The 12,632-nt window shown below is 30.7% G+C and carries 10 protein-coding genes; 6 read left to right on the top strand and 4 right to left on the bottom strand.

Features of this window, described 5'->3' with window-relative positions; genetic code table 11:
• Positions 1-96: 96 nt before the first annotated feature.
• The 3 genes from METOK_RS03120 to METOK_RS03110 form a co-directional block, all read right to left on the bottom strand.
• Positions 97-1,743 carry a COG1361 S-layer family protein gene (locus tag METOK_RS03120; protein ID WP_013866780.1) on the bottom strand — a complete coding sequence of 549 codons (1,647 nt, stop codon included), beginning with the start codon at positions 1,741-1,743 and terminating at the stop codon, positions 97-99.
• Between the two features lie 127 nt (positions 1,744-1,870).
• Positions 1,871-3,025 carry an efflux RND transporter permease subunit gene (locus tag METOK_RS03115; protein ID WP_013866778.1) on the bottom strand — a complete coding sequence of 385 codons (1,155 nt, stop codon included), beginning with the start codon at positions 3,023-3,025 and terminating at the stop codon, positions 1,871-1,873.
• Between the two features lie 34 nt (positions 3,026-3,059).
• The gene (locus tag METOK_RS03110; protein WP_013866777.1) at positions 3,060-3,512 is read right to left on the bottom strand and encodes a GbsR/MarR family transcriptional regulator; all 453 of its coding nucleotides are present in this window, start codon (positions 3,510-3,512) and stop codon (positions 3,060-3,062) included.
• A gap of 351 nt (positions 3,513-3,863) precedes the next feature.
• Between METOK_RS03110 and METOK_RS03105 the strand changes: the two genes are divergently transcribed.
• The 6 genes from METOK_RS03105 to METOK_RS03080 all read left to right on the top strand — a co-directional run bounded on the left by METOK_RS03105 (position 3,864) and on the right by METOK_RS03080 (position 10,359).
• Positions 3,864-4,478 carry an orotate phosphoribosyltransferase-like protein gene (locus METOK_RS03105; protein ID WP_048057857.1) on the top strand — a complete coding sequence of 205 codons (615 nt, stop codon included), beginning with the start codon at positions 3,864-3,866 and terminating at the stop codon, positions 4,476-4,478.
• Between the two features lie 223 nt (positions 4,479-4,701).
• Positions 4,702-5,787: a class II glutamine amidotransferase gene (locus METOK_RS03100; RefSeq protein WP_013866775.1), complete on the top strand. Its 1,086-nt coding sequence runs from the start codon at positions 4,702-4,704 to the stop codon at positions 5,785-5,787.
• Between the two features lie 210 nt (positions 5,788-5,997).
• Positions 5,998-7,530 carry a glutamate synthase-related protein gene (locus METOK_RS03095; protein ID WP_013866774.1) on the top strand — a complete coding sequence of 511 codons (1,533 nt, stop codon included), beginning with the start codon at positions 5,998-6,000 and terminating at the stop codon, positions 7,528-7,530.
• A 90-nt stretch (positions 7,531-7,620) separates the two neighbouring features.
• Positions 7,621-8,394: a GltB/FmdC/FwdC-like GXGXG domain-containing protein gene (locus tag METOK_RS03090; RefSeq protein ID WP_048058016.1), complete on the top strand. Its 774-nt coding sequence runs from the start codon at positions 7,621-7,623 to the stop codon at positions 8,392-8,394.
• A 134-nt stretch (positions 8,395-8,528) separates the two neighbouring features.
• Positions 8,529-9,608 (top strand): Coenzyme F420 hydrogenase/dehydrogenase, beta subunit C-terminal domain, encoded by a 1,080-nt coding sequence (locus METOK_RS03085; RefSeq protein WP_013866772.1) that lies wholly within the window; start codon positions 8,529-8,531, stop codon positions 9,606-9,608.
• A gap of 169 nt (positions 9,609-9,777) precedes the next feature.
• The gene (locus METOK_RS03080; protein WP_013866771.1) at positions 9,778-10,359 is read left to right on the top strand and encodes an RraA family protein; all 582 of its coding nucleotides are present in this window, start codon (positions 9,778-9,780) and stop codon (positions 10,357-10,359) included.
• A gap of 40 nt (positions 10,360-10,399) precedes the next feature.
• Here METOK_RS03080 and METOK_RS03075 read toward each other — a convergent pair whose 3' ends face one another.
• Positions 10,400-12,304, bottom strand: coding sequence for a molybdopterin biosynthesis protein (locus METOK_RS03075; protein ID WP_013866770.1), 1,905 nt, complete (start codon positions 12,302-12,304; stop codon positions 10,400-10,402).
• Between the last annotated feature and the right edge of the window lie 328 nt (positions 12,305-12,632).

The following is a 12,632-nucleotide window of genomic DNA, read 5'->3' as shown; positions in this document are numbered from 1 at the left end:
AAAAAAAGAAAAAAGTTTTTTATTTTATATATCTTCTATTTTTATTTATTCAGTTAATTTATTTTATGTATTTATATTTTTATTTTATATTTTAATTTACTGGTTATTATATTTATTATCGTTTTTCTTTTTTCTTTTATAGTAATATACTCCAACAATTACAAGAATAACTATCAATCCAATTCCAACTGTTAAAGTTGAATCCTCTGGGTTATTTTCAACCTTTACTTTAATGGATTTTTGAGTGATATATACATTATCATCCCCTTCTTCCCTATCTCCAACTGACCTTATCTCAACAGTGATAATATAATCCTTAGCTACTGCGTTTTTATCCACATCAATAACAATAGCCCCAGTTCCATTTTCCCCGGGTTTTAAAGTTCCTACTGTATCACTTTTTGTTGGATAATCAAATGGCTGAGCTGAATTTTTAATAGCACTAACCTTTACATTTTCAGCCTTTTCGTTTCCTGTGTTTTTAACATGGATTAATATAGTATTTTCAGTCCCTGCTTTTACAGTATATTCTTCTGGAATAATATTTAGTATTGGTTTTGGTTTAATATATATGTCGATTGTTTTTGTAATATTGTGCTTTTTATTAAAAATATCTAAATATTCCATATATATGGGAACCTTATAATGTTTTGGCGGTGCATTTTTGTCAATGTCAATGGTAAAACTTGCCACTTTACTTTCACAGCCTGATAATGTTCCAATGTCTTTATAGTTTGCATTGCTCCAACTGTCTTTAAATGGATATGTTGCATTAAGATGGACTTTTATATCCTTAGCCTCACCGTGTCCGTTGTTTGTAATGGTTGTGTCTATTCTTACATAGGTGTTTCCAGGTTTAATCTCTTTTGGTGTTGTAATTACATTAGATATCCCCAATAAAACATCCCCTTGAACTAAAAGACCAATATTTATATTTTCAATTTTCGGAGCTCCGTCTTCATCAATCCATGATATTGTAGCAGGAATCAAATAAGAACCTTCTGGTGTTTTTTCGTTTGTATATAATTCTAAATTTATGTTTTTTCCTTCATTTGATTTGATACTTCCAATGTAGAATTTTGTAGTATCTATTGGGGATATATATTTATTTCCACCTATTGTTAAGGTGCATTGTTTTGCAGTTCCTGTTCCTTTATTGTATAATGTAATTGGAATAATTTTTGTTTTTGCAGGAGTTAGTGAAATATCATTTTTTGTATTTATCTCAAAATTGGCAGTTCCATATACTGGTAAATAATATATCTTTGTCCATTCGTGGTGAGTAGTTATATCTTCTCCATTTTCATGTTCAACTTCATCATAGGATACTTTTACATCAATTCTATAATCCCGAGATGGTGCGTCTTCATTTACATGAAGTTTAAAATACGCAGTATCGCTTTCACCAATATTTAAATGAGATATAGTTGCTGTTCCTTTTATAGGATTTACCTGTTTTATTTCAAAGGGATAATGTGGTGTAATTGATACCCTTATATCTTTTATCTCGTCGTTGTAGTTGTTATTAGTTATTTTGAACCACAAATCTACATCATCTCCTGGATGGATTATATTGGGGGAAGTTTCATTAGGTATTAATTTATCCACTCGATATTGGGGGTCATCAACCTGTAAAGCACAGGCACTTGATATTAATAAGGATAGTAATATTGATGAAAATACTGTCATAGTGATATATTTTTTAATGTTTGTTTTAATGTTCAAGTTTATTTTACTTTTCATATTACTTTTTATTTTTTATTTTTAATTTTAGTTTTTAATTTACTTTCAGTTTTATTTTTCATTTTACTTTTTATTTTATTTTTAATTTTTGACAATCCCATATTTTCACCTTTTAAATTGAATTATTTTACCTTTTATTTTTAATTTTTTTAAAAAATGGCATAACATATCGTTCTTCAATTATAATCAGTGCTGGAAGTAGTGTAATTACAGAAACCATACAGAAGAATATACCAAGAGCACACACCTTTCCCAAATTAGCCATCATAGGTAGGGGGGCAAATACAAGTGCAAGAAAACCAACTACTGTTGTGGCTGTTGTAGCAAATACTGCTGTTCCAGTGCTTACAACGGCTGTTTCTATGGCTTTATCCATAGGTTCATTCTTTTTTTTCCTCTCTTCTTCATATCTATGCATCAGGTGAATACCATAATCTATACCCATACCAAGAAGCAATGAGCCAATACCTGCTGTTGCCATATCCAATGGAATTCCAAATATTCCCATAATACCCCCAGTCCATATAACCGCAATTATCACTGGCATAAGTGGCATAACCGCGGAAATCGGTTTTCTGAAATACAAAAATAATATAAGCAATACGCCAATACCACCAAGGGCTGTTGTAAATGACTGACTTTCTTTCATAAGATTATCCATCAATTTTCTCATTGGAGGGGTTCCTGTGCATATAACCTCAACACCTGGGGGCGTTGGAGAATCATCAATTCTTTCATTTACATTATCCATTACCCTCAAAAGTTTGTTTTGGTCACCTCCTGCATCGGTAAATGCATTAATTGTTACCATAGAGTATTCGGAATTAAAAATTCGGCTTTTCTCCTTATCAGGTAGCGAGTCATATATTTCTTTTACAGTATTTAGGTCATTTGGAACTTTTCCGCCGTTTTTTTGAATAATTATATCTGCTGGCGAATTTATACTTGTAATTCCATCAATTCCATTTAAATCTTCTTCTAAGAATTTTATATAACGCAAAACTCGAGGGTCTCGTATATCATTTACTTTATCAAAACTGTCTGAGGGTTTTAACTTTATACAAATTGTAATTACATCGGTCCCTCCAAAGTTATCCCTAACTTCATATAGCGTTTTTATAATGGGGTCATCCTGTGGAAGCATTTTTTCAAATGAAGTTTGGGATTTTATGTTCGTTGCAGCCAATCCCGCAAGAACTGTAATTATCAGGACAATAGTTACCATTACAAAAGGCTTTTTTTCTGAAAAACGGGCAGTTCTTCTTAAAATCTTTTCAAGCATATGTTACCACCGAAAACTAATATTTATCACTTATTTATTCCATATCCACACTTTCAAGCATATCCAATATTTTTTTTGAAATATCCCTCATTTTTTCAATATTCCTGAGTTTTTTAGATAGGAGCTCCTTCTCATTTTCATCGGATTTTTCTTTTAATTCTATCAATTTATCGTAGACTTTTGATATGATATTGTATTTTTTCTTTGCTATGTCTTTGATGGAAGAAAACCCATCTATGGATTCATAATAGTTTTTTCTTTCTCCTTTAATCCATACTTTTTTTATAAATCCTAATTTTTCAAGTTTATTTAAATTCATGCTGACATTCCCCTTGCTTATGCCTAACTCATTCATTATGTCATCTATGCATAAGGGTTTGTCTGCTAAATAAATCACTGCATAAACTTCTCCAACAGACTTACTAAGTCCGTGAATTTTTGCAATCTCTGAAAATAATTCTATCATTGTTTTTTTTAATTCCTCCATGAGCTCACCTATGCTGGAATTTTAATATTTTATATAGTTCATAAGATATTTAGTATTCATTTAATTCAAAAATTTTTGAACATATTGAACGATATAATTATAATAAAAAATTACTATATATACATTTTGAACCGTAATGAAAAATAAAAAAATAAAAAATAAAAATTGAAATAAATAAATAAGTAAATTAATATTAGTTAATAGCTATATTTAATTATACTTAATCAATAATATTTATATCTAAAATGAAATATTTGGAAATAAAAGAAATTATTAGAATGCAAAATTAAATAAATGATAAATTATAAAGTAACTATAAGATATACGGCTAAATGGGAATATGGTGATGTTATGAAAAAAGACCTTATAATAAAGGCACTTAAATTAAGGGATGTTGGATTTACAACCGCAGATATTGCAGAGGAATTAAACATATCAGTAGATACTGCACTTTATTTAGTGTTAAATGGTGAAAAACTTTTAAAAGAGCCAGAAAAACAAATTGAAAAAGATAAAAATATAGATATATATGTAGAGTGGGACAATGTTAAAATCTCATCAAAACGATTAAAAAATATAGCTTTGATAATGTGTGATATGTTGAAAGATGTAGAATTTGATACTGTTATTGGCATCTCCACAGGTGGGGTGCCATTGGCAACATTAATATCTGAGGAAATGGATAAAAATTTCTCAATATATATCCCTAAAAAACATTTACACAGCAAAGATAGTAGCACAGGATTTATAGGTCATAATTACCCAAGCACCGAGGGCAAAGGTGTTGTAGTTGTGGATGATGTAATGACCTCTGGAAATACTATGAAGGAAACTATAAAATATTTAAAAAATATAGGGGTTCCTAAAAAAGCCGTTGTAATAATCGATAAAAGTGGAATAAAAGAAATAGATGGTGTTCCAATAAAAGCTTTATTTAGAGTAGGAACCGTTGAATTAGAAAAATAATTGGGTTATCATATTTATTAATTATTTATATTTATTCATATTTATTTATATATTTTTACTCCAATAGTTTATTATTATAAATTGGTTATATCTTAAAATGGTAAAATATATAAAAATAATAGTTATATACCTATTTAAATTTTTAAAATTTTTTAATGATTATTTGATAATCTATATAAATAACTTTTTTTATATTAGTATAACTTACAAACGGAGGATTACCATGTGCGGAATTATTGGTTTTATGAGTAGAAAAAAAAGATTAATAAGTGGAGATAAGATAGCTATAGCACTGGATAGCTTAAAAGAAAGAGGAAATGGTCAAGGTTCAGGTTATGTAGGGTATGGAATATACCCAAAGTATAAAGACAGTTATGCCATACATGTTTTTTTGGATAATGAACCACATTATAATGAGATAAAAGAGAATGTAAAAAAAACACTGGAAAAATATGGATATGTCCTTAAAGATGAAGAAATTCCAACAAAAGAAGGAGTATTGGAAAAAGAGCATATTCCATGGAGATTCTTTTACGATTTTGATGAGAAATATAGGGATGTTGAAGAAGACACAATGGTAAAAATTGTCATGGAAATTAACGATAAAATAGATGGAGCATTTGTATTTTCAAGTGGTAAGAATTTAGGTGTGTTTAAGGCATCAGGATGGCCAAAAGAGGTAGCGGAATTTTACAAATTAGATGAATATAAAGGTTATATGTGGTTATCCCATGCAAGATACCCCACAAATACAAGAGGATGGTGGGGAGGAGCTCACCCATTTAACCTATTGAATTGGTCAGTAGTGCATAACGGAGAGATTACAAGTTATGGAACAAACAAAAGATATGTTGAAAGTTTTGGATATAAATGCAGACTATTAACAGATACCGAAGTTGTGTCATATATATTTGATTTATTAATAAGAAAACACAAATTACCTGTTGAATATGCATTAAGTGCCATAGCCCCAAGATTCTGGAAAGAAATAGACAATATGCCAGAAGAGGAGAGAAAAATCCATGAGGCTATAAGAATGACATACGGCAGTGCAACATTAAATGGTCCTTTTGCAATTATTGTTGGCACCCATGAAGGAATGATGTTCATGAATGGAGATATTGAAAAGGAAAATGCCATGGTAGGTTTAACTGATAGGATAAAGCTTAGACCACTTGTTGCTGCTGAAAAAGATGATTTAACATTTGTATCAAGTGAAGAAGCAGCTATAAGAAAGATATGTCCTGAATTGGATAGGGTATGGATGCCCGATGCAGGAATACCTGTAATAGCAAGGGTTGAAAAATAAGATAATATTAATTTTAAATCTATTTTTTAAGTATATGAGCTGGAAAAATAAGAATAAAATTAAATTTAAAAATAAAATACGAATAAGATAAATAAAATAAGATAAATAACGAATAACTGCCAACAAACATGAAATATGGATAATACGGATAATATAAACATAAATAAAATAATAAGCTAAATAATAATAAAATAATAAAGGAGTGAAATCATGATACCTTCAACAGTTCCACCAAAGTATAGGGTTGAAGTTAATCCCGAGAGATGCATGCTTTGTGAAAGATGTGTAAATCAATGTTCATGGGGAGTTTTTAGAAGAGATGGAAACAGAATTATAACCTACTCAAATAGATGTGGTGCATGTCAAAGATGTGTTTCAATGTGTCCAAGGGATGCAATAACAATTCATGAGAATCCGATATGTTGGAGAGAACATCCTTTATGGACAAAAGAAGCCAGAGAAGATATAATAAACCAATCCAGAACAGGATGTATATTGTTAAGCGGTATGGGAAATGCAAAGGAATATCCAATATATTATGATAAAATTGTTTTAGATGCTTGTCAGGTTACAAATCCATCCATAGACCCATTAAGAGAACCTATGGAATTAAGAACTTACATCGGCAAGAAACCTAAAAAATTAGAATTTGATTTTGTTGAAGAAGAAATTGATGGTAAAAAAATTAAAAAGGCAAAATTAAAAACCAAAATAGCTCCAAACTTAAAGTTGGAAACACCGATAATGATAGCCCACATGTCATACGGAGCTCTGTCATTAAATGCCCATAAGGCAATGGCAAAGGCAGTTAAAGAATGTGGAACATATATGGGAACAGGAGAAGGAGGATTACATAGAGCTCTTTATCCCTATGCTGACCATATCATTACCCAGATAGCAAGTGGTAGATTTGGGGTTAATGAGGAGTATCTTTCAAAAGGGGCAGCAATTGAAATAAAAATAGGTCAAGGAGCAAAACCTGGAATTGGAGGACACCTTCCAGGAGAAAAGGTATCGGCTGAGGTTTCAATGACAAGAATGATTCCAGAAGGTAGCGATGCTATTTCTCCAGCTCCTCACCATGATATTTATTCAATTGAGGATTTAGCACAGCTTGTAAGGAGTTTGAAAGAAGCTACAAGATGGAAAGTTCCAGTATTTGTTAAAATTGCTGCGGTTCATAATGTTGCAGCTATTGCAAATGGTATAGCAACATCTGATGCTGATGCCGTTGTAATAGATGGATTTAAAGGAGGAACAGGTGCTGCTCCTAAGGTATTTAGGGATAATGTTGGAATACCAATAGAAATGGCTATTGCAGCAGTTGATAAGAGACTTAGAGAAGAAGGCGTAAGAAACGAAATAAGTATTATAGCAAGTGGAGGAATTAGAAATTCCGCCGATGTATTTAAATCAATAGCACTTGGTGCAGATGCCGTTTATATTGGAACAGCAGTAATGATTGCAATGGGATGTAGGGTATGCGGTAGATGCTATACGGGACAGTGTGCTTGGGGTATAGCAACCCAAAAACCTGAGCTCGTAAAAAGGTTAGATGTTGAAGAGGCTTCTAAGAGGGTAGCTAATCTTATAAATGCTTGGACTCTTGAAATTAAAGAATTGCTTGGTGCCGCAGGAATTAACTCCATTGAAAGTTTAAGGGGAAACAGAGATAGATTAAGAGGTGTAGGATTAAGTGAAGTGGAATTAAAAGCACTTGGAATTAAGCAGGCAGGACTATAACTAAACTAAAATAGTTAAACTAAATCCATTTATCATTATTACTTTAACTTATAAAAGGTGAAAAAAATGGAAAAAGAAAGGGTCAATAATATGGAAGTGATAGTGGATGCAAAAGACCTTGAATATCGGGAATTAAACGAAAAAATCCATGAAATATTGAATAAAAACCCAAATATAAAAAAAATTATTTTAAAAAATGTTTTAGGTCAAAGATTTATAGGAAATGGTATCCAAAAAAAAGATTTAATTATTGAAATACATGGAATCCCTGGCGGAGACCTTGGAATGTTTATGAATGGTCCCACAATTATAGTTTATGGCAATACAGACCATGCCCCTGGAAATACCATGGATGATGGTAAGATTGTTATACATGGAAGTGGAGGAGATGTAACAGGACATTCAATGAGAGGGGGGCGGATATTTGTAAGAGATAATGTTGGTTATAGAAGCGGTATTCACATGAAGGAATATAACGATAAATTCCCAGTATTAGTAGTTGGAGGAACTGCTAAGGACTTTTTGGGAGAGTATATGGCAGGAGGAATTGTTATTATATTGAATATTGATAATAAAGGAAATGATTTGGGTAAAATTAAAGGAAAAATGATTGGAACAGGTATTCACGGTGGGAGCATATATATTAGAGGAAATGTAGATAAATCACAGCTTGGAGTAGCTGCCGATATTAAAGAATTTACAGAAGAAGATAAAAAAAGAATTACTCCATATATAGAGGAATTTTGTAAAGAATTTGGTTTAAGTGATGAATTAAAAAATAAATTGATAAATTCAAAATATACTAAAATAGCTCCAATATCGAAAAGACCGTTTGAAAAATTATATACTCCTGATTTGAGGTAATAAAGCTGAATATAAATAAATAATAATGATATACCATTAAAAATAAAAAAAGCAAGATAGAGAGATGATGGATAGTAGATAATAATAGAGAATAAAAAGGGTAATGTAAGTAAGAAATAAAAAACGGTGGAATCATGAAATCATATTTGAATTTAAAAGAGGAAGTATGGGATAAAAATACATGTTCTGGATGTGGTGCTTGTGTGGCAGTCTGTCCCGTGGATAATATATATTTCAAAGAGGATAGCCCTGTAAAATTTGTATGTGATGAATGTGCCTGTATTATAGCTCCTGTGGAAGAAATAGAACATCCTGTTTCTGCTGAATTCTGTAAGGTTACTCTTTACGATGTTCCATGCGGTGCCTGTTATGATGCCTGCCCAAGAACAGAAAAACCGCTTATTCCTTCAATTAAAAAAGGACTTGGCAGAATATTGGAAAAGTTAAAGGCAAAATCAAAAATTGAAGTGAAAAATCCTCAAAGTGGTGGAGTTGTTACTGCAATTTTAGCAAATGCCTTTGATGAGGGCATTATTGACGGAGCTCTTGTAATGATGGAAGACAAATGGACTATGGAACCAAAGTCATATTTAGCAACATCAAAAGATGAAGTTTTAAAAGCCTCTGGAAGTAGATATAACTGGAATGTTCCAATATTGAAGGCATTAAAAGAGGCAGTAATGGTTAAAAAATTAAATAGAATAGCAGTAGTTGGAACACCCTGTGTAATGAATGCAGTTTATCAAATAATGGCATCAGAAAATGACCTCTTAAAACCATTTAAAAATGCCATAAGGTTAAAAATAGGTCTTTTCTGTTTTGAAACCTACGATTACGATAAAATGATGGAAATATTGGAAAAACATAATATAAATCCATGGGATGTTCAAAAGATGGATATAGAAAAAGGTAAATTGATAGTCAAACTTATGAATGGAAATTCCATTGAATTCAAATTAAAAGATGTAGAACATGCTATGAGGGCAGGATGCAAAGTATGTGGTGATTTCACAGGTATTGCATCCGACATATCAGTAGGCAATGTTGGAACACCTGAGGGATATTCAACAGTTTTGGTAAGAAATGAATGGGGTAAAGGATTTATTGATAGAGCTCAGGATAATGGATATATTGAAGTTGAAGATAATGTTGATATAGAAGCAGTAGAAAAACTTGTGAAATTAAAAAAGAGTAGAATATGTAATAAAAAATAAATAATAGCAGAAATAATAAATAAAATAATAATAAAATAATAATAAAATAATAATAGCAAATAACTAAAAAAAGGTTAAACTAAAAATAAATAAATATATGGATATAAGAGATAGTTAAAAAATTATATATTTATTCTAATTTTTTTAATAATAGTTAAAAAATGATACTATGAGATTTTTAAAAGAAGTATCTGTTCCAAATCTATGTGATGCTGGTGCAAGGGTGTTAAAAGATATTAAACCGATAAATCAGTATCAAAAAATCGTTTTTGGAGAGGCTCTCACTGTAAGAACCACAGCAAATGAGTGGGGAACTACTGTGAAGGCTATAAGCTATGGAAGAAATAAGGTAATAGTTATTGATGCAGAAGGAGCTAAAACTGCGATATGGGGCGGATTGGCAACTTTAAATGCAAAACTAAAAGGAGTAATAGCTGTTGTAGTTGATGGGAGTGTAAGGGATATTGAGGACATACATTATTTAAAATTTCCCGTATTTTCAAGATACAATGTTCCAAATGCAGGAAAACCATTGGATAATGGAGAGATTAATATTCCCATTGTATGTGGGGGTGAGCTCATACATCCAGGGGACATTATTGTTGGAGATTGCAACGGTGTTGCAGTTATTGAAAGGAATAAAATAAATGAAGTAATAGAAAATGTAAAGGCCATAAAAAAGAAAGAAGAGAACATAAAAAATAAAATAATGAGAGGAATAGATTTAAAAGATATTTTAAATTTAAAATAAAAATAATATTTATAGAAATAAGATTTAAAATAAAAATAGTTTAGCATCTAAATATAATCTCTCCACAATTATCGGGTTTTTTAAACGGTAGCTCAACTTTTTTAAGAGTTTCAATAAATTTAACTACATCCTTATCATTTAGCTTATCCGATTTAATAAGGAAATCGTAATGTTCATCACCAACAGGAATAAATTTTAACCCATATTTTTTGGCTATTGTTTCAATACCCATACCAATATCAGCTTTGCCCATGGCAACAGCTGCACCAACAGCGGAATGAGTTTTAGCCTCGATTTCGTAGCCATTTATATCGTTCTTATTGATATTATTTTCCTTTAAAAATTTATCAAACAATATTCTTGTTCCAGCCCCCTTATTCCTATTTATAAATTTGTATTTTTTGATATGTTTTACAATATCATCTATGCTATTTAGGGGGAGCTCCTTTTTAAACATAAATCCCTGTTTCCTTATATAGCCTCTAAAAAGAACAGCGTTTTTAACCTTATATTTTTTAATAAACGGAATATTATATGTTCCATCATCTGCAAGTAAGTGCATACCTGCAATATCCGCTTCTCCTCTTTTAATAGCCATTAATCCCCCAAGAGAACCTGCATTTATCGTCTTTGCAAAAATATTTCCTTTCCTAAGTATCTCATCTATTCCTATGCAATGACTGCCTATTATGGTTAATCCATATAATATATTTCCAAATAAATGAACCTCTACATTTTCATCTTCTAATATCTCTTTATTCTCATCTATAACAATATAGCCATCGGCGTAGGTTAAGGATGTAATGGCACCACTTCCCTTTGTAATGGGGTAAATAACATAGCCCTCATTTCCCTTAATAACAGATACAGGTAAATATTCTGTTCTTCCCTTAGCGGACATATATCTAACTGGAAAATGACCTGTTATAGTCTTTCCTTTTTTATTAAATAGCACATCAAAAATTGTTAAACAGGATGTTGGATAGCCCGGAAGACCCACAATTAGTTTTTTTCTATTTTCACCTGATTTGTTATTTAAATTATTATTTATTTTATGATTTATAACCCCTATAATCGTAGGTTTTCCCGGCTTTATCTTAATGCCATGAACAAGAACCTCCCCTCCGAGCTCCTCTATTACACTTGCAGTTAAATCTCCAACTCCTGCTGAGGTTCCACCACTTAATATTATTATGTCGTTGTTATCATCAATTGCATCTTTTATAGAGTTCATTAAATCTTTTTTGCTGTCTTTTACAATGCCATAATATTTAAAATTCCATCCCTTTTCCAATAGGGATGATGCAATGGTGTAAGTATTTACATCATAAATTTTATAAGATTTTAAAGGTTCATTGGGACTTATTAACTCATTCCCTGTTGATATTAATCCAATATTAAGACCCCTTTTAACATTTATATTATTTTTTCCGATTGCAGATAATGCACCGATATCTCTTGGTGAAAGAACACTACCTTTTCTCAATACGAGCTCACCTGCCATTATATCGCTACCGCAGTATTGGATATTTTCATGTGGTGAAACAGGTTTATAGATTTTTACAGTATTATTCTTCTCTTTTTCAGTATATTCTACCATAACAACGGCATTAGCTCCCTTTGGAATAGGAGCTCCTGTGGCTATTTCTATACATTCCCCATTTTTAATTTCAACATCCGAATATCCCCCAGCTTTTATACTATCTACAATTTTTAATGTTATTGGATGGTCTTCCTCTGCCTCATAGGTATCCTCAGATTTTACAGCATAACCATCCATTTTAGACCTATCAAATGGGGGAACATCCACATTAGAAATTACATCTTCCGCCAAAATCCTATTTGTAGCATTGAATAAATTAACAGTTTCACATCCATACGATTCTATAAATTCATTTACAATATTTTTTGCATATTCAATATTGCAGAGCTCTAAGTATCTCAATGTATCACCATATAACTTGTTAGTTATTAATTAAATAATATTAAATTATAGTTAGGAGTTATACCGAATATAATAATATTAACTAAATAACATTGGGTTAATTAATTGCATAAATAGATAACTATTTTGATTACATATATTTTATAAATATTTAATAGTATAAATATAATTAATACCAAATATATTAAAAAATAATAATATTTAAAAAATATAAAAAATAAAAAATAATGATATTATTAATTATATATATCTAAATAAATAATATGTAAATAAAATAATAATATGCAAAAATAAATTATAAAATGTTTATAAATTATCATGGTGTTTT

The sequence above is a fragment of the Methanothermococcus okinawensis IH1 genome (assembly GCF_000179575.2).
Taxonomy (GTDB): Archaea; AGJL01; Methanococci; order Methanococcales; family Methanococcaceae; genus Methanofervidicoccus; species Methanofervidicoccus okinawensis.
This window is presented reverse-complemented; position numbering and strand designations above follow the sequence as displayed.

Bases quoted from the DNA above. Each gene is read 5' to 3' on its own strand.
- METOK_RS03115 (WP_013866778.1), bottom strand. From the start codon at position 3,025: ATGCTTGAAAAGATTTTAAGAAGAACTGCCCGTTTTTCAGAAAAAAAG.
- METOK_RS03085 (WP_013866772.1), top strand. From the start codon at position 8,529: ATGAAATCATATTTGAATTTAAAAGAGGAAGTATGGGATAAAAATACA.
- METOK_RS03100 (WP_013866775.1), top strand. From the start codon at position 4,702: ATGTGCGGAATTATTGGTTTTATGAGTAGAAAAAAAAGATTAATAAGT.
- METOK_RS03095 (WP_013866774.1), top strand. From the start codon at position 5,998: ATGATACCTTCAACAGTTCCACCAAAGTATAGGGTTGAAGTTAATCCC.
- METOK_RS03090 (WP_048058016.1), top strand. From the start codon at position 7,621: ATGGAAGTGATAGTGGATGCAAAAGACCTTGAATATCGGGAATTAAAC.
- METOK_RS03120 (WP_013866780.1), bottom strand. From the start codon at position 1,743: ATGAAAAGTAAAATAAACTTGAACATTAAAACAAACATTAAAAAATAT.
- METOK_RS03105 (WP_048057857.1), top strand. From the start codon at position 3,864: ATGAAAAAAGACCTTATAATAAAGGCACTTAAATTAAGGGATGTTGGA.
- METOK_RS03080 (WP_013866771.1), top strand. From the start codon at position 9,778: ATGAGATTTTTAAAAGAAGTATCTGTTCCAAATCTATGTGATGCTGGT.
- METOK_RS03110 (WP_013866777.1), bottom strand. From the start codon at position 3,512: ATGGAGGAATTAAAAAAAACAATGATAGAATTATTTTCAGAGATTGCA.